This is a genomic window from Dactylosporangium sp. NPDC051087, from assembly GCF_055586325.1.
In genome coordinates this window covers 1-17,364 of sequence record NZ_JBVJIJ010000066.1, presented here as the reverse complement: position 1 = coordinate 17,364, position 17,364 = coordinate 1, and the positions used below count along the sequence as shown (strand labels likewise).

Genomic DNA, 17,364 nt, shown 5'->3' with positions numbered 1-17,364 from the left:
TTCGTCACCTGCTGGTTGAACACCGTGTTCAACCGGTTCTGAATCGTCGCCTGCGACATCGACGGATCGAACACCGACACATTCGGACCGAGGTCAGGGTTGTTCGGGTTGTTGGGCACGGTTCCCGTCGCAGTCGGGGTCGGGTTGGTGGAGCCGCCGCTGAAGGACCACTTCTGGTTGGCGGTGCCGGCGCACGACCACAGCTGCAGCTTCGCGCCGTCGGCGAGGTTGTTGTCCTTGATGTCGAGGCACTTGCCGGCCTTGGTGTTGACCAGGTCGCCGGCGGCGGTCAGCTGCCACTTCTGGCTGGTGACGCTGTCGTAGCAGGTCCACAGGTGCACGACGGCGCCGTCTGTGGTGGCGCCGTTCGCGACGTCGAGGCACTTGCCGAGCCCCTGCACGGAGCCGTTGTCGGCGAAGGTCCAGTTCTGGTTGGCGCTGCCGGTGTAGCAGGTCCACATCTGCGGCTGGTTGCCGTCGGCGGTGGAGCCGTTGGTGACGTCGAGGCATTTGCCGTTGGCGGCGCTGGTGACCCGGCCGCTGCTGGCGGCGGAGGCGACCGTCATGGCGACCGTGCCGACGGCGGTGACGGCCACGGCCGTCACGGCGGTCGCCAGCAGGGCGGTGCGTCTGGAGACTCTCAAGGCGGGTCCTGTTCTTGACGCGGGCGTGACCGTCCGACCCGAGGTCGACTGGCGGGTCGTCGGGCGAGTGGGGGTGCGGTGCGCGCGCCGGGATCCATCGGCGCCTGTAACAGGAAGGAAACACGTCACTGCTGAGGCGTGTCAACAGAACGCCGCAACTTTTTTCAGGTCCCGATGGAAGTGCTCATGAAACACGCGTCAATGCGCTGCTGGGCCCGTCGTGCCACGGATCACCAGCTCGGTGGCCAGCTCCACGTGCAGCGCCTCGAGGTCGTGCCCGGCGAGCATCCGGCCGAGCAGGCTGACCGCCATCCGGCCCATCTCGCCCAGCGGCTGCCGCACGGTGGTGAGCGCCGGATGGGTGGCCCGCGCGACGTCGATGTCGTCGAACCCGGCCACCGACAGGTCGTGCGGCACCCGCAGGCCCCGCTCAGCGGCGGCGTGCAGGGCCCCGACCGCCATCTTGTCGTTGAACGCGACGATCGCCGTCGGCCGCTCCGGCAGGTCGAGCAGCTCCCCCGCGACCCGGTGGCCCTCCTCGATCGTCGGGTCGCTCACCGAACGCACCAGCTCCGGCGCGGGCAGCACCCCGACCCCGACCAGCGGAGCGAGCCAGCCGGCCAGGCGGTCGGTGCTGGCCATCCACTCCGGCCGGCCGCCGAGCACGCCGACGCGGCGGTGCCCGAGCTGCGTCAGGTGCGTCGTGAGCCGCCGGGCCCCGGCGAAGTTGGCCGCCGACACGGCCGCGATGTCGCGCGGCGGCGACGTGCGTGGGTCCACCACCACGAACGGGAACCCCTGGTCGCGCAGCAGCTCCAGGTCGGCCTCCGGCTCCGACGGCAGGATGAGCAGCGCGCCGGCGACCTGCGGCCAGCCGGTCAGCGTCTTGAGCACCTCGGTGCGCTTCCACGACGACTCGCCGGCGTCGACGATCGCGTGCATGCCGTGCACGTCGAGGGCCTCGGCGATGGCGGAGACGATGAGCCCGAAATAGTCCGTCAGCACGTACGGGCAGCGCACATAGACGCCGTTGTCCGCCTTCTGCGCACCGGACCCCCGCCGGCGCGGCGCCTGCCGGCCGAGCCCGCCCATCGCCTCCAGGACCTTGTCGCGGGTGCCGGGCGCCACGTTGGAGCGGCCGTTGAGCACCCGGGACACCGTCGCGATCGACAGGCCGGTCCGCTGCGCGACGTCGCGGATCGTGACGCGCTGCTGCTGCGCTGTTTCACCGGCCTGTTTCATGCCTGGAGCATAGTCGGCCCGGACGCCTGATACGTCGGTGTGGCGACAGCCGCTCTGTGTCGTTGTACGCGGTCCCCGCGTGCTCCGGGCGGTGCCATACGAGGGCAACCGTCCTCGATGTCCAAAGGAAGCACCACGATGCGTTCATCCAGAACACTTGCCGCCGTGCTCGTCACGGTCGCGCTGCTCGTCGGGGGCGCCGGCCGTGCCGGGGCCGCCGACCCGTCCGACCTCGCCTCCGCGGTACCGACGCCGCAGCTGCGATGGAGCGACTGCGGCGGAGGGTTCCAGTGCGCGACCGCCACCGTCCCGCGTGACTACGGCGACCGGCGGGGCCCGACCTTCGCGCTGCCGGTCATCAAATGGCCGGCGAAGGATCAGGCGCGGCGGATCGGCTCCATGTTCGTCAACCCTGGCGGGCCCGGCGGCTCCGGGGTCGGGTTCCTGCGCGGCGCGCCGCCCGGAGCCCTCGACATCTTCGCCAGGTTCGACGTCGTCAGCTGGGACCCGCGCGGCATCGCCGGCAGCGTCCCGGCCGTCGACTGCGGCGGCACGCCCACGCCGAGCGCCACGTTCACCCCGCTGTTCGACGTGGACCTGCAGGCGGCGGTGCGCGACGCCCGCGATTCGGTGCGCAGCTGCGCGGCGCGCAACCCCGGCGTCCTGCCCTACCTGGGCACCGCCAACTCCGCGCGGGACCTCGAACTGCTGCGCCGGGCGGTCGGCGACGACAAACTCACCTACCTCGGCATGTCCTACGGCGGGCACCTCGGCGCCACCTACGCGAGCATGTTCCCGGGCCGGTCGCGGGCGATGCTGCTCGACTCCCCCGTCGACCCCGACGTGTGGGCGAACCGGCCGTTCGAGATGCGGGCGGAGCAGAACGCGTCGTTCGAGGACCTGCTGGACCGGTTCTTCGCCTCGGGCGGGTTCACCGAGGACGCCTTCGACGACCTGGTCGCGGCGATGAACAGCGCGCCGCTGCCCGCGCCGTCCGCGCAGCACCCGGACCCGGTCCGCGGTGACGACGTGCTGCGGGTGTCGACGCACGCCATGTACTCCCGCTACGACTGGGCGCCGCTGTCGCAGGCGCTGCGGCAGGCCGCGACCGGCGACGCGAGCCGGCTGCGGGACCTGCTCGACCACTACACCGGCCGGGCCGCGGACGGTACCTACCCGGCGACCGGGGCGTACTACGCGGTGACCGCGCAGGACCACCGGCTGCCGCGCGACGTGCGCGACTACGTCGCCGACGTGCGGCACCAGTACGCGATGTTCCCGCACCAGTGGCAGTACGCGTTCGGCCAGGACCTCGTCTACGCCGTCTACGACCTGCCGCAGAAGGACGTGTTCCGCGGCCCCTTCCGCAACCCGGCGTCCGCCGCGCCGGTCATGGTCATCGCCACCACGCACGACCCGGCGACGCCGTACCAGTGGGGGCGGCGGATGGTCTCGCAGCTCGGCAACGCGCGGCTGCTGACCTACCGGGCGGACGGGCACGTGTCGGCGACCTCGTTCAACCCGTGCATCCTGACGGCGATCCTCACCTATCTCGACACGGTGACCCTGCCTGCCGAGGGCGCCTCGTGCACGCAGAACGCGCCGGCCGCCGCCCTGACCGCCGAACCGCCCCGCTGGGCCGTCCCGACGACCCGCTGAACCCGCTGAACCCGCTGAACCCGCTGAACCCGGCAGTGGGGGCCGGACCGACCCGCTGAACCCGCCCGTGGGGGCCGGACCGTCCCGAGCGGCCCGGCCCCCGACGCGAAGGCGTCCGGGACCTCGCGCGGCTCTGCTCCACGGGCCGCGAACGTCGCCCGACGCGGTCCTATGGGCCGGGCGGGGGCTCGCACGGGCTCCTCGCGGCGGGCCGCGCGGGAGAGCCGCGCGGCCCGCGTGGGAGCCCTATTCGGTGCGCAGGGCGGTGGCGGTGCGGGTCTTCGCGGCCCAGCCCGCGGGGAGCAGGGCGCCGGCGACGGCGATGACGAGGCCGCCGAGGACCAGCGGCAGCACCATCAGCGGGCCGAAGACCTCGACGTAGGCGGCCGGGAGGCCGGTGCCGGCGGCGCGGCCCATCGCCGGGAGCACCATGTGGTGCAGGGCGACGCCGAGCGGGACGCCGATCGCGCCGGCGAGCAGGCCGGTGCCGGCGACCGAGGTGAGGACCATCGTCACCGTCTGCCGTGGTGACATGCCGAGGGCCTTGAAGATGCCGAGGTCGTGGACGCGTTCGCGGGTGTCGAGCACGAGCGTGTTGAGCACGCCCATCCCCGCGACGACGACGAGCATGAGGGTGAGCGTCGCGGCGAGGGTGTCCATGGCGACGACGGTCTCGCTGAGCTCCGAGACGTTGACGTCGGCGGCGGCACCGAGCGGCTCGAGGGCGGTGTTCAGCGAGTCCACATAGGACTTGGCGCTGACGCCGGGGTCGAGGTCGATGTGGACCTCGACGGACCGCGGGTCGACCTGGGTGCCGAGGGCGGTGAGGGTGGCCGCGTCGGTGACGACGACCCGGCCGTTGTCGCTGAGGTCGAGGACCTCCCCCACGATCCGCACCCTGGCGGTGCGGCCGGCGTCGGACAGGGTGGCCGTGTCGCCGACGCGCAGGCCGGTGGTGTCGAGGAACGCGGTCGGCACCAGGATCTGCCCCGGCCCGTCGAACCATCTGCCGGAGATCACCTCGTAGGTGCCCCAGGTGGCGTCGCCGTCGAACGCGAACGCGGTCACCGGGGCGTTGAGGCCGGAGACGCCGACCTCGACCTGACCGGTGGTGAACCAGCGGCGGGTCCCGGGCTGGGCCTCGATCACGCCGGTCACCCCGGCGACGGCGGCGGCGACCGCGGCGGGCGTCTCCGGCGGCGCCTGACCCTGCTGCTCCCCACCCCCCGGACCGCCGGACTGTGCCGGGCCGCCCGACTGCGCCGAGCCGACCGGCGGGGGCTGGTTGACCTGGCCAGGGCCGCCCGGTGCCCGCGGCGGGGCGAAGACGTGGGCGACGACGGCGCCGGCGTCGCGGCGGTTGAGGCCGTCCTGGATGCCGGCGAGTGACGTGGCGAGACCGGCGCCGAACGTGACGCCGAGCGCGCCGAGCGCCACCGCCGCCACGATCGTCGCCGAGCGTGACGGGCTGCTGAACGGGTTCGCCAGCCCCAGGCTCACCGGCCGGGGCAACGGCAGCCGGCCGAGCACCCGCCGCGCCGCCCGTCCGCGCCCCGCGGCCGGGGTGCGCCCGACGGCGAGGGCGTCGACGGTCCGCAGCCGCCCGGCCCGCAACGCCGGCACGAACGCGGTGACGGCGACGGCGGCGAGCGCGACGATCGGCACGACGGCGCTCACCCACGGCGCGATCCTCAGCGGGGCGGTGCCGAAGGCGTCGCTCTCCTCGGCGAGGACCGGCACCGCGGCGAGGTTGCCGAGCACGACGCCGAACGCGGCGCCGATGACCGCCGGGATCATCGCCTGCCCGATGTAGGCGCGGGTGACCTGGGCCGGGGTGAAGCCGACGGACTTGAGGATGCCGATGCGGCGGGTCGCGGCGCCGACGGAGCCGCTGACGACGACGCCGATGATCAGCACCGACATGCACAGGCCGAGCACGCCGAACGCGACCACGAACGGCACGAACGTCGCCGCGGTGCGTTCTGCGTCGCGTTTCACCGTCAGGTAGGACGAGGCGCCGGTGAGCGCGCCGTCGGGCACGGCCGCGGCGACCGCGGCCCGGTGCGCGGTGAGCTGCGCGTCGGTGGCCGCGCCGGCGAAGCGGTACAGCATCTGATACCCGCCGCCGGTGCCGGCGAGCGCGGCCAGCTGGTCGGGGGTCGTCCACGCCTCGGCGCTGGACCCGACGGACCTGGCGAAGCCGACGATGGTGAGCGTCGGGCCGCCCGGCACGCCGGCGAACCGCAGCTTGTCGCCGACGCCGAGCGGTGACCGGCCGGCCGACCACACGATCTCCCCGGCGGCGCTCGCCCACCGGCCCTCGGTGAGGTCGAGCTTGTCGACGGTGCCGCCGGGGTCGGCGCGGCCGGCGAGCGCGGCCGGTGGCAGCTCGATGCCGGGCGGGACGTGGGTGCCGCTGACGGTCGTCGGGCGCAGCGTGACCGTCCGGAACGGGCCGGCGGACGCGGTCGCCCCGGCGGCGGTCGCGGTGGCGGCGACGGCATCGGCGGTGACGGCCCCGGCGTCGAACGCGGCCGTCAGGTGGGCGCCCTGCTGCTTGGCGAAGCCCCGGTCGAAGGGGGCACGGGACGCTTCGAGCAGGCCTGCCGCCAGTACCGACGCGGAAACGGCGAGCAGGGTCGTCAACGCCATCACGACGGACTGGACGCGGCGCCGGCCGCCGGCGCGCACGACCCGGCCGACGCCGCTCACCGGACACCACCGGCGGCGTGCTGGACGTCGCGGCTGAGGCGGCCGTCGACGAGCTCCACGGTCCTGGTGGCGCACTCGTGGGCGAGGGTGACGTCGTGCGTGACGAGGACGAGCGTCTGCCCGTCGCGGTGCAGGGCGGTCAGCAGGTCCCGCACCTCCCGGCCGGACGCCGTGTCGAGGGCGCCGGTCGGCTCGTCGGCGAGGAGCAGGGACGGCCGGTTCATGAGCGCGCGGGCGACGGCGACCCGCTGCCGTTCCCCGCCGGACAGCCGGCCGGGGAACGCCTTCGCGTGCCGCTGCACCCCGAGGCGCTCCAGCAGCTCGCCGGCGCGTGCGGTGGCCTCGGTGCGCGACACCCCGGCCAGCTGCGCGGGAAGCAGGACGTTGTCGTGCACGGTCAGGTCGTCCACCAGGTTGAAGAACTGGAAGACCATGCCGATGCGGGCCCGCCGGTACTTCGCGGACGCGGCCTCGCCGAGCCCGTCGACCCTGACCCCGTCGACGGTGACGCTGCCGGACGTCGGCCGGTCCAGCCCGGCGATGAGGTTGAGCAGCGTCGACTTGCCGCTGCCGGACGCGCCCAGGACGGCGACGGCCTCGCCGGCTTCGATGCGCAACGTCAGGCCGGCGAGGGCCGGCGGGCCGTCGTCGTAGCGTTTGCTCACGTCGCTGATCTGGATGAGTGGCGCGGACACTGGGAACCTCCACGGCGGGTCGGCTGATGACGACTCCGACGGTAGGAACGCTGCGTGTCCGGCCGCATCGGCCGCAGTGACGGACTCCCGCGCCCGCGTCATTCTTTTGGACTACGCCACGCGGTACGGCGCCTGGTTACTGCGACCGATGCCGCCGCGGCGGGGGGCTTGGCAGACTGTGGCCATGGACACGGGGTTCCTCAGACGGCAGCTGCGGGCGATCAACGCCGAGCTGTGGCGTGTGAGCGGCCCGCTGCCGAAGCTCAGCAAGTGGGCGTGGGCGGCCGACGCGGTCCTCGCGCTCCTGCTCACCCTCGCCACCGTCGGCGCGGCCCTGGACCGCCAGGACGCGGCCGCGCCGGTGGACATCATGGAGCAGCACGAGCGGCTCCGGGTGCCGGAGCTGCCCGAGCCGCCGTTTCCCGGTGAGCGGCCGTGGGCCCCGCCCGACGAGCCCGCCGAGTTCCCCGGCTGGGTGCCGGCCCTGGCGGCGCTGACGGCGCTGCCGCTGGTGACCCGCCGCAGGTTCCCCGTCACGTCGCTGTGGGTCATCGTCGCGGCGGCGCAGGTCCTGCGGCTGCAGCGCGGCTTCGACCCGACGGCGGCGCTCGTGTGCTTCGTGATCGCCGCGTACAGTGCCGCGCTGTACAGCCGCCACCGTGCCCTCGCGATCGGCAGCGTCCTCGTGGCCGCCGCCGTGCTGGTGCTCGGCGGGCAGGGCGACGACGACCCGGAGCTGGGGCCGGGGCTGGCGACGTTCCTGCTGCTGTGCGCGGTCAGTCTCACCGCGAACGCGATCCACACGTGGAAGCAGCGGGCCCTCGCCCTGCAACGGGAGCAGGCGACCGCGACGAGCCTGGCGGTGCAGCAGGAGCGGGCCCGGCTCGCCGGGGAGCTGCACGACGTCGTCAGCCACAGCGTCAGCATGATGGTCGTGCAGGCGGGCGCGGCGCGCACGGTCCTGGACACCGAGCCGGGCCTGGCGCGGGAGGCGCTGCTCGCGGTCGAGTCCAGCGGGCGGGCCGCGATGGTGGAGCTGCGGCACGTCATGGGGCTGCTGACGATGGACGACGACGACCTCGGTCTCGCCCCGGCGCCGGGCCTGGACCAGCTCGGGGTCCTCGCAGACGGGGTCCGGCGCACCGGGGTGCCCGTCGAGGTGGTGCAGACCGGCACGCGGGTGCCGCTGCCGCCGGCGGTCGAGCTCGCGGCGTACCGGGTCGTGCAGGAGGCCCTGACCAACGCGGTGAAGCACGCCGCCGGCGCGTCGGTGACGGTCACCGTCGAGCACGCGAAGGACGCGTTGCGCATCGACGTCACCGACACCGGCGGCGCCGCGGACACGGCCGCCGACCCCGGCAGCGGGCGCGGGCTGGCCGGCCTGCGGGAGCGTCTCAGCGTGCACGACGGCAGCCTGACCGCGGGCCCGACCGGCGACGGCGGCTTCCGGGTCCACGCCGTCATCCCGACCGGGGACGCCTTCCCCGGCCCGGACCCGGGGCAGGAGCCGTCATGAGCGGGCCGTCCGGCAGCGAGCCGTTGCGGGTGGTCGTCGCCGACGATCAGGCGCTGGTGCGGACCGGGTTCCGGATGATCCTGACGGCCGGCGGGATCGAGGTCGTCGCGGACGCCGCCGACGGTGTCGAGGCCGTCGACGCGGTGCGCCGCACCCGGCCCGACGTGGTCCTCATGGACGTGCGGATGCCGCGGATGGACGGCCTGGAGGCGACCCGCCGCATCCTCGGCGGGCCGGTGACCGCCGCCGCGCCGCGGGTCATCATCCTCACGACGTTCGACCTCGACCAGTACGTGTACGCGGCGCTGTCGGCCGGGGCCAGCGGCTTCCTGCTCAAGGACGTCAGCCCCGAACATCTCGTCGGCGCCGTCCGCCTGGTCCGCTCCGGCGACGCGCTGCTGGCGCCGGCGATCACGCGGCGGCTCATCGAGCGGTACGCCAACCGCGACGGGCGCACGGCGAGCCTGCACCGGGACCTGGCGGGGCTGACACCGCGGGAGCTGGAGGTGTTGCGGCTGCTCGCCCGCGGGTTGAGCAACGCGGAGCTCGCCGCGCGGCTGCAGCTCAGCGACGCGACGGTGAAGACGCACATCGCCCGGATCCTGTCGAAGCTGCGGCTGCGTGACCGGGCCCAGGCGATCGTCGCCGCGTACGAGACGGGGCTGGTGACGCCGGGCTCCGGTTAGCGTCTCGTCGGGACCTCGGCGCGGAAGGTGCTCGCGTCGAGGTCGTAGCGTTCCAGGAAGTCGGCGACCGCCTCCACGACGACCCGCTCGACGACCCGCACGTATTTAGCCGCCTCCAGCGCGGGCAGCCCGGCGGCGGGGTCGCCGGCGAGGTCCCGCACGCCGAGCCGGGCGCTGTGGTCGTGCCAGCCGCCGGCGCGGGCCTGCCGCGCCCGCCGGGCCGCGTGCTGTGCCGCCGCACGGGCCAGCCGCCACGGCGCGCCGGTCAGCTGTGTCAGCAGCTCCAGGTGTACGACGGGCGCCGGCAGATACCAGGCGGGGCGGACCGGTGCGAGGACGTGCGCGGACAGTTCGACGAACAGGACGGACGCCTCGATCGCGGTGTGCACGAACACCGACACGAGCCCGTCACCGTCCTCGGATGGCACGACGGGCCGTCCCTCGGCGGTGGTGACGCCCCTGGCCCGTGGCACGATCACGACCCGGTCGTAGTGGCGCAGGCCCTCCTGCGGCCCCCGCACGACGGCGTCCAGGGCTTCCCGCGACGCCAGGGGCAGCGGGGTTCCGCCGTCGAGGAGCGGGTCGCCGGCGCAGCGGATCCCGTCGGCGGCGAGGTACGGCGTGACCGCCAGCCCCGGCACGCCGTGGTGGCCGGTGCCGTCGCCGAGGCCCTGCAGCGCCTGCCCGACGTGGCGGCGCAGCAGGACCGGGTCGAGGGTGGCGGGGCTGCGCGGCCGGTAGCCGCCGGAGTCGATGGCCCGCAACGCCACCGCGACGGACCAGCCCGCCACCCGGTGCCCGGCCCCGACGAACGGGTCGCCGCGGCTGAACGCCACGTTCCCGCGCTGGGCGGCGGCGACGACCGCGACCCGTCGCCTGGTGGCGGCGCGCGGCGGGAGGGGGTGGGCCGGGGCGGTGAGGGTGGCGGCGGTCCACCACAGGTGGGCGAGGTGCCCGGCGGCGGCGCAGGCGGCGAGCACGGCGAGCGCGACCCAGACCCGCGCGCCGGCCTCCGCGCCGGCGACGGCCGCGATCCGCGCGAACTCGCCGCCCTGCGCCCCCGTCCCGGGACGGGCCGGTGGCACGGGGACCGTCGCACCGGCGACGGCGAGGGCCGCGCCGACGGCGGTGGCGAGGCCGAAGACGAGCGCGGCGGCGAGGAGGACCCGGCCGGTCCTCGGTGCCGCGCGGACCGGGCCGGACAGGCACAGCCCGGCGGCGGCGCCGGCGAGCAGCACGGCGGCCGTCGTGCGGGGCGCGAGGATCAGGGCGGCGAGCACAGCGGCGGAGAGGAACGCGTCCCTGGCGTGGCTCAGCAGCCTGGCCCGCAGCGCGTGGCACAGCACCGGCTCCAGGTCGAACCCGACGGACGGCGGCACCGCGCGGTGCGGGTCGCCGGTGAGCTCGGCGACGACCGTCCCGGCGAGGCCCGCGTCGAGGTGCACGGCCGCGCACAGCCTGCGGGTCGTGCTCGACGGCATCCGCCGGGAGGTCGCCGCCTCGGGCATGGAGAACAGCGGCGGCGGCCACGGCTCGCGTTTCGCCTGCCGCGGCGCGATCTGCGCCGGCGGGTCGGGCGGCCCGGCCTCGGCGGCTGCTGCGGTGATGGTGGTGGTGGTCGTGGGGTGGTCGGGCGGGGGTGCGGCGGCGCGGTTGCCCGGCCAGATCGGCGCGGCGGCCCGGCGCAGGAACCCGGTCAGCAGGACGCGCTGGCTCGCCGGCAGCGGGGCGGGCCCGGCCGTCGTGGTCGTGCTGCCGCCGAATGCCTTCGTGTCGCGGCGCAGCGCGGCGAGCAGCGGCGGCAGCGCCGGGCCGGCGCGGTCGTCGCGGCCCAGCGCCGCCAGGATCCGCGCGGCGAGACGGTCAACCCGCACGATGGTCGTCGCCGGTCTTCTTGCGGGCGGCGGGCAGCTTCACCCGCAGCCGCGACGGGCGCCCCGAGCCGTGCAGCGGCGGCGCTCCGGCCGGCGGCGCAGCCGTTGAAGCGGCGGCTGCACCGGCGGCGACGGCAACCTCCGGGACCGGCGTGGCGAGCCGGACGAGCTGGGTCAGCAGCAGCGGCGCCGCGATCCCGACGGCGGCGGCCCCGCCCGCGGTGCTCACCTGCCCGGCGGCCGCGACCCCGGCGGCGAGCCCGGCGCCGGTGAGGCAGCGCAGGACGGCGGACAGCGCGTACGCCACCGGACCCGGCTCCCCCGCGCCGCGCCACGGCCGCGTGCCCGCCCGGCGCGCGGCGCCGAGCAGGTCGAGGGCTTCGAGCGCGAGCGCCGCGAACAGACCCCACATGGCCGCACCCGCTGCGCTCATCGGATCACCATAGGGACGCCCGGAGCGCCGTCGCGCGGTATCACCCGCCGGTCACCCGGTCGGGTGCACGCCTTCGGTGACCGCCGCCAGAAGGGTGACGTACGTGGCGCGGCGGTCCGGCCGGGCACGGGCGGCGGCCCTGGTGAGCGCCGGGGCGGCGGCCGGGCCGTAGCGGGTCACGGCCGCCTCGGCGGTCCGCCGGACGGCCGGGTCGGGGTGCCGCAGGAGCCCGACGACGGCGCCGATCGCCGGGGTCCAGGCGGCGCCGCTGACGGCCCGGACGGCGACGCGGACGATGTCGGGCCGCGGGTCGGCGAGGAGGATCTCGCTGTGCCGCAGGTACGCGGGCCGGTCCAGGACCTGCCGCGACACCCGGTGCGCGTGCAGGCGGACCTTCGGCTCGGGGTGGCGCAGCAGCTCGCCGAGCAGCTCGGCGACGTCGTCGCCGGGGCCGCCGCCGGCGATGGCCGTCAGGGCGGCCCTGATCTGGGCGGGGTCGCCGTCGCGGGCCTGGTCGACGAGGTCCTGGCGGGTGGGCGGGCGCACCGGCGCGGGCGCTTCGGGTCGCCGGAGGAGACCGGCCGGCAGCCGGGGCTCGACCGGCCCGGGCAGCAGCACCGCGGCGGTGGGCTCGCCGAGCAGCGCCGCGACGGTCGAGGGTGGCAGCGCCCGCAGCGCGGCGAGAGCCGCCTGGCGGATCGCGGTGCCGTCGTGGTCGCGCAGCCTCAGCAGGGCAGGGATCAGCGGCGCCAGCTCCGCCGGTGACAGGTGCCGGGTGAGCCGCATCGCCCGGACCCGCCACCGGTACGCGGCGTGGGCGGACGTGGCGTCGGTGATCGCCGTGCCGGGACCGTCGAGCAGGTCGGCCGGGGTGAGGGCGCGGGCCAGGGCGGCCGTGGGCGGCAGGTCGACGTCGCGGTGCAGGTACACCGGCAGCAGCCGCCGCTGGATCTCCGGCTCGGGCCATCCGTGCAGTGCCTCGGCGGCGCGCTGCCGCTGGGTGGTGCCGGGCCGGGGGTGCTCGAGCATGTCGAGGAGGCGGGCGCGCAGGGCGGCCGAGCGCGGCTGGTCGAGGTCGCCGTCGTGCGGGATCCGGGCCGGGGCGGGCCGGTGCGCCTCCTCACCGATCGTCCACGGCGCGGCGCCGAGGGGCTGCTCCTCGGCCATCCTGTCGAGCAGGACGGCCCGCTCGGCGGGGGTCGCCGACGGCCACGCCGCCATCAGCGCGGCGAGCCGCTCACGGGATCCCGGGACGCCGAACGCTTCGTGCAGCACGCGCAGCCCGGCCTGCCACGGGTCGGCGCCGAGCGCGGCGTCGGCGAGGGCCCGGTCGAGGTCGGCGCGGGTGAGGACCGCGCGGCAGCGGCGCAGCACGGTCAGGGTGCAGCGCAGGCCCGCCGGCGCCGGTGGCAGCGCCCGCAGCCCGGCCGCCACGTCCAGCGCGGCGGTCCCGGTGAGGTGCGGGGCCAGGTCGTCGAGGACGGCGAGGAGGCCGTCGCGGCCGGCGGGCGGCAGCGCACCGACGCCGGTGACGAGCGTCGCCCGGAAGCGGGTGAACAGGGCCCGCTCCCGCTCGGTCCACGGCGCCGGGCAGCACCGCACGACGAGCCGCAGCACGGACGGCTCGGCCGCCGCGAGCCGCAGCCACTGCGGCAGCAGCCGGCGCAGGTCGGGCAGCAGCGCCTCGGGCAGCTCCGCCGGGTCGATGGCCGCCACCCGGCGGGCGGCTCCGGCGTGCCATCCGTCGCGGGCCAGGGTCACCAGGTCGGGGTGCGGCGCGCCGGTCGGGCGGCCCGCCGGTGGCGTGATCCCGTGCGCCGCCATCCGGCCGGCGAGGGCGGCGACGTCACCGTCGCGCAGGCGGAGGCGGCCGGTCGCGGCGAGCCGCAGCAGCGCCGGCGCGGCCGGTGAGCCCTGGTCGGTGAGCGCGGCGACCGACCGCGCGGGCAGGGCGCCGTCGAGGGACCCGAGGAGCAGGTCCCGGGTCCGGGGATCGCCGGCGGCCTCGGCGGCGGCCAGGACCGTCGCCTCGGTGGCGTCGCCGAGCAGGTCGCGCAGCGCGGCGGTCAGCGCCGCCCGCAGGCCGGGGTTGTCGTGCCGGGCGAGCCAGCCGAGCAGGGGCGGCACCGTGGCCGGGGTCCCGGTGGTCCGCAACGCCTCCGCCGCGGCCTTCTTGATGTTCATGTTCGGGTGTTCGAGGCAGGCGGCGACGGCGGGCCCGGCCCATCCGGCGCCGACCTCGCCGAGCGCGGTGATCGCCTGCCGGACCGTCTGCACGTCGGTGGCGGCCGTGAGCAGGGTCAGCGTCGGGGCGAGGGCCTCCGCGCCGCCGGCGGCGAGCACCGCGATCGTGTGCTTGCGCACGTGCGGGTCCCGGTGCCGCAGCAGCCGGTGCACGTGGGCGCGGCTGCGGTCGTACGGTGCCCGCAGCAGCATCTCGAGCAGCACGGCGAGCTCGGTCGGCGTGCTGTCCTGCCGGGCGAGCAGGTCCAGCGCGAGGCTCGCCGCGAACGCGTCGCCGGCGGCCTCCTCGGACGCGGCGTCGAGCAGGCAGACGGGCCGGATCCGGCCGTCGCGGTGCATCCGCCGGCCGAGGCCCCGCAGCGCGTCGAGGGCCTCCGGCGGCACGACCGGCATCCGTTTCGTGGCCGCGGGCCGGTCGCGGTCCGCGTCGACGGCGGCGAGGTCCGCGGGCAGGTGGTGCCGCCGGTCCGGATCGAGCCGGCGGGTGTCGTACGCGAGCGCGAGCTCCCCGACGATCCTGGCGAGGAGCTCGGTGACCGCCGCGACCGTCCCGGTGCCCGCGTGGCCGGCCAGCCAGCCGAGGGCCTTGAGGGGCAGGTCGGGGGTGGCGCGGGCGTGCAGCACGGCCAGCTCCCGCTCGTCGGGCCGGCCGAGGTCCGCGGCGATGCGGGCGGGCAGCGTCGCCGGGTCGAGCCGCCGCAGCAGCGCGTGCCGGCCGGCGGCGTCGGGCTGCAGCCGCCAGCACAGTTCGAGCGCCTGATGCTGCCAGGGTCCGTCCGGCGGTTCGCTCAGCGCCGCGGCGGTGTGCTCGCCGCCGACCGCCTCCAGCGCGTGCAGCGCCGCGGCCGGCGCGCGGGACAGGGTCGCGAGGACGGCGTCCTCGGCGGGGGTGTGGCGCAGCGCCCGGATCGCGGCGAGGAACGGCTCCGGCTCCGCGGCGCCGGGCAGGAGCGCGGTGATGTCGGCGCCCACGTCGAGGTCGGGCGCCCCCTGCCCGGCGAGCGCCACGAGCAGCTGGAGCCGCCGCGGCCAGCCGGCGTCCTTGCCGGCGTCCTGGTCGATGTTCAGCAGGGCGTCGCGGGTGGCGTGGCGGGCGGTGTACAGCAGCTGCGCCACGGACCCGGCGTCGATGCCGTGGTCGGCGAGGGCGAGCCCGACGATCCCCGCGGCGGCGCCGGGACCGGGGATCAGCCCGCGGTGGTGCATGGTGGTGAGGCAGCTGATCGCGGGCTGCCCCAGCAGGAGAGGGTCGGTGGCCGCGAGGCCGGCGACGGCCGGGATGTCCTCGCGGTCGAGCAGGTCGCCGAGCACGGCGAGGGCCCGCCGCCGGGCGCGTGGCGGCAGTCCCGGATCGGCGGCGGCCTCGAGCAGCGGGTCGCGCAGCCGGCACCGCGCGGCGGCGTCCACGGCGGCCTCGGCGACACCCGGGGACCCCGTGGACGCCGTGAGCAGCGCCCGCAGGCGCGGCGGGACGGCGGGGTCGACGGCCGCCCACGGCTGGGCGAGATCGCGCAGGGCCCCTTCCACGACCGCCGGTGTGCCGCTGCCGAGGAGCCGGACCAGGACCCGCCGGGCGGTCGCGGGCGCCACCACCGCGGCGCGCAGCCCTTCCCGGCACAGGCGCAGCGCCGCCGCGTGCAGCACCGGGTCGTCGCGGCCGGTGAGCTCGTCGAGGAGCCGGGGCGGGTCGGGCACGACGGCGCAGCTCAGGCCGGCCACCGCCTGGTACGTCACCTCGGTCGTCGGCGCGGCGGTCACGCTGCCCGGCAGGTGCAGGAACCCGGCCCGCAGCCACGCCACCCGCACCACCGCGGGCACGCCGTCGTCGAGCGGGCCAGGCCACGCGTCCGCCGGCAGGTGCCGGCCGTGCCGCTGGAACAGTTCCGCCGCCGCCAGGGCGACCTCGGGCACGTCGTCGACCCCGGCCGGCAGCACCCCCGCCACGTCGCCGGCACCGGCGACGGCCAGGCGGGCGCCGAGCAGCCGGACGGCGAGGAGCCGCAGCCGCGGATCGGCGTGCCGGGCGAGCGTGGCCAGCAGCGCGGGCGGGCAGGCGGTCCCGTCGACGTGCGCGGCGAGCCACTGCGCGTCTCCCCGGTCGACGGCGGCGGCCACGAGCTGTTCCGCCGGCAGGGTCACGCCCCGATCCTAGGCCCGCCCACAGGGGCGCGGGTCAGACGGATGCGGGGACGTGCAGGGCGCCGGCGCGGGGGATGACGAGCGGAGTGCCGGTCTCCGGGTCGGGGATGATGCGGCACGGCAGGCCGAAGACGTCCTCGACCAGGTCGCCGGTGACGACCTCGTGCGGCGGGCCCTCGGCGACGACGACGCCGGCCTTCATCACCACGATGTGGTCGGCGTAGCGGCAGGCCTGGTTGAGGTCGTGCAGGACGGCGACCATCGTGGTGCCCTGGTCGCGGTTGAGGCGCAGGCACAGTTCGAGCAGTTCGACCTGGTGCGCGATGTCCAGGAACGTGGTCGGCTCGTCGAGCAGCACGATCGGGGTCTGCTGGGCGAGGACCATCGCGACCCACACCCGCTGCCGCTGCCCGCCGGACAGGGTGTCGACGAGCTCGCCGGACAGGTCGGTGACGCCGGTGGCGGCCATCGCGGCGGTGACCGCGGCCTCGTCGGCGCGGGACCACTGACGCAGCAGCCGCCGGTGCGGGAAGCGGCCCCGGGCGACGAGTTCGGCGACGGTGATGCCGTCGGGCGCGACCGAGGACTGGGGCAGCAGCCCGAGCCGGCGGGCGACCTCCTTCGCCGGGTACGCGTGGATCGACCTGCCGTCCAGCAGCACCTGCCCCTTCGAGGGGGTGAGCAGCCGGGACAGGGCCCGCAGCAGCGTCGACTTGCCGCAGGCGTTCGGGCCGACGATGACGGTGAAGCGGCCGTCGGGGATGTCGAGGTGCAGGTCGGTGCTGATCGTCCTGCGGTCGTAGCCGACGGTGATGCCGTCGGCGCGGAGCCGGGTCACGCGTAGGAGCCGGCTCGCCCCGAGCCGGACAGCGCGGGCACGGCGCCGGCGGACGAGGCGGCGGCCGGCAGCTCGGCGGGGGGATCCTGGCGCCGTTCGCAGACCGAGTCGAGGATCTCGCCGGAGCGGGTCGCGGTGTTGGACAGCAGGGAGGAGCTGATCCCGTGCGTGTGTTCGGTGCCGCCCTGCAGGTAGATGCCGGCCCGTACGCCGGCGTCGGTGCGGATGCGGTAGTCGCGTTCGACGACGGCGAGGCCCCGCTCGTCGCGGTGGCAGCGGTCGGCGAGGGTGCCCAGCAGCGGGAACGGGTCGGCGGGCGCGTAGCCGGTGGCGCAGACGAGCACGTCCGCGCCCAGGACGGTCCGGGCGCCGGTGAGCATCGACTCGACGGTCACCGCGACCCGTCCGGCGGTCTCCTCGGCGGCGGTCAGGCGGGACACGTTGAGCAGGCGGAGTCGTTGCGTGCCGAGGACCTTCTCGCGGTACACGCGGCGGTAGAGCGTCTCGATGAGGTCGGTGTCCACGACGGAGTAGTTGGTGTTGGCGTGGTAGCCGAGCAGCATCGACTTCACCTGCGGGGGCGCCTTGAAGTAGTCGTCGACGGCGAGGGGGTCGAAGATGCGGTTGGCGAAGGGGCTGTCGTCGGCGGGGCTGTAGCCGTACCGGGACAGCACCGCGCAGA

At 76.2% G+C, this 17,364-nt stretch carries 12 protein-coding genes; 3 read left to right on the top strand and 9 right to left on the bottom strand.

Annotation, left to right across the window (positions count from 1 at the left end):
- Both ACZ6TV_RS54290 and ACZ6TV_RS54285 read right to left on the bottom strand, forming a co-directional pair.
- On the bottom strand, positions 1 to 644 hold a 644-nt coding region (locus tag ACZ6TV_RS54290), incomplete at its 3' end, for a ricin-type beta-trefoil lectin domain protein (RefSeq protein ID WP_465309451.1).
- A 198-nt stretch (positions 645 to 842) separates the two neighbouring features.
- Positions 843 to 1,886, bottom strand: a complete 1,044-nt coding sequence (locus ACZ6TV_RS54285; protein ID WP_465309449.1) for a LacI family DNA-binding transcriptional regulator — start codon at positions 1,884 to 1,886, stop codon at positions 843 to 845.
- Between the two features lie 138 nt (positions 1,887 to 2,024).
- Here ACZ6TV_RS54285 and ACZ6TV_RS54280 point away from each other — a divergent pair, with 138 nt between their 5' ends.
- The gene (locus ACZ6TV_RS54280) at positions 2,025 to 3,545 is read left to right on the top strand and encodes an alpha/beta hydrolase (RefSeq protein WP_465309448.1); all 1,521 of its coding nucleotides are present in this window, start codon (positions 2,025 to 2,027) and stop codon (positions 3,543 to 3,545) included.
- A gap of 246 nt (positions 3,546 to 3,791) precedes the next feature.
- Here the strand turns inward: ACZ6TV_RS54280 and ACZ6TV_RS54275 are convergent, their stop codons facing one another.
- On the bottom strand, positions 3,792 to 6,257 hold the full coding sequence (locus tag ACZ6TV_RS54275; RefSeq protein ID WP_465309446.1) for an ABC transporter permease: 2,466 nt from the start codon (positions 6,255 to 6,257) through the stop codon (positions 3,792 to 3,794).
- A complete protein-coding gene (locus tag ACZ6TV_RS54270; RefSeq protein WP_465309444.1) occupies positions 6,254 to 6,952 on the bottom strand; it encodes an ABC transporter ATP-binding protein in 699 nt (232 codons plus the stop codon). Before ACZ6TV_RS54270 ends, ACZ6TV_RS54275 begins: the two co-directional genes overlap by 4 nt.
- A 184-nt stretch (positions 6,953 to 7,136) precedes the next feature.
- Here ACZ6TV_RS54270 and ACZ6TV_RS54265 point away from each other — a divergent pair, with 184 nt between their 5' ends.
- Together ACZ6TV_RS54265 and ACZ6TV_RS54260 are read left to right on the top strand one after the other, a co-directional pair.
- The gene (locus ACZ6TV_RS54265; protein WP_465309442.1) at positions 7,137 to 8,468 is read left to right on the top strand and encodes a sensor histidine kinase; all 1,332 of its coding nucleotides are present in this window, start codon (positions 7,137 to 7,139) and stop codon (positions 8,466 to 8,468) included.
- Positions 8,465 to 9,154 carry a response regulator gene (locus ACZ6TV_RS54260; protein WP_465309440.1) on the top strand — a complete coding sequence of 230 codons (690 nt, stop codon included), beginning with the start codon at positions 8,465 to 8,467 and terminating at the stop codon, positions 9,152 to 9,154. The genes ACZ6TV_RS54265 and ACZ6TV_RS54260 overlap by 4 nt, the downstream gene beginning before the upstream one ends.
- Here the strand turns inward: ACZ6TV_RS54260 and ACZ6TV_RS54255 are convergent.
- From ACZ6TV_RS54255 to ACZ6TV_RS54235, 5 genes are all read right to left on the bottom strand, one after another.
- Positions 9,151 to 11,028 carry a hypothetical protein gene (locus ACZ6TV_RS54255; RefSeq protein ID WP_465309438.1) on the bottom strand — a complete coding sequence of 626 codons (1,878 nt, stop codon included), beginning with the start codon at positions 11,026 to 11,028 and terminating at the stop codon, positions 9,151 to 9,153. The genes ACZ6TV_RS54260 and ACZ6TV_RS54255 overlap by 4 nt on opposite strands.
- Positions 11,018 to 11,461 carry a hypothetical protein gene (locus tag ACZ6TV_RS54250; protein ID WP_465309436.1) on the bottom strand — a complete coding sequence of 148 codons (444 nt, stop codon included), beginning with the start codon at positions 11,459 to 11,461 and terminating at the stop codon, positions 11,018 to 11,020. The genes ACZ6TV_RS54255 and ACZ6TV_RS54250 overlap by 11 nt, the downstream gene beginning before the upstream one ends.
- Before the next feature lie 51 nt (positions 11,462 to 11,512).
- Positions 11,513 to 15,844, bottom strand: a complete 4,332-nt coding sequence (locus ACZ6TV_RS54245; RefSeq protein ID WP_465309434.1) for a HEAT repeat domain-containing protein — start codon at positions 15,842 to 15,844, stop codon at positions 11,513 to 11,515.
- A 34-nt stretch (positions 15,845 to 15,878) separates the two neighbouring features.
- Complete coding sequence (locus tag ACZ6TV_RS54240) at positions 15,879 to 16,658, bottom strand: ABC transporter ATP-binding protein (RefSeq protein ID WP_465309453.1); 780 nt, start codon at positions 16,656 to 16,658, stop codon at positions 15,879 to 15,881.
- Between the two features lie 20 nt (positions 16,659 to 16,678).
- Positions 16,679 to 17,364 (bottom strand): SidA/IucD/PvdA family monooxygenase (locus ACZ6TV_RS54235; RefSeq protein WP_465309432.1); only part of this gene is annotated, 686 nt, incomplete at its 5' end.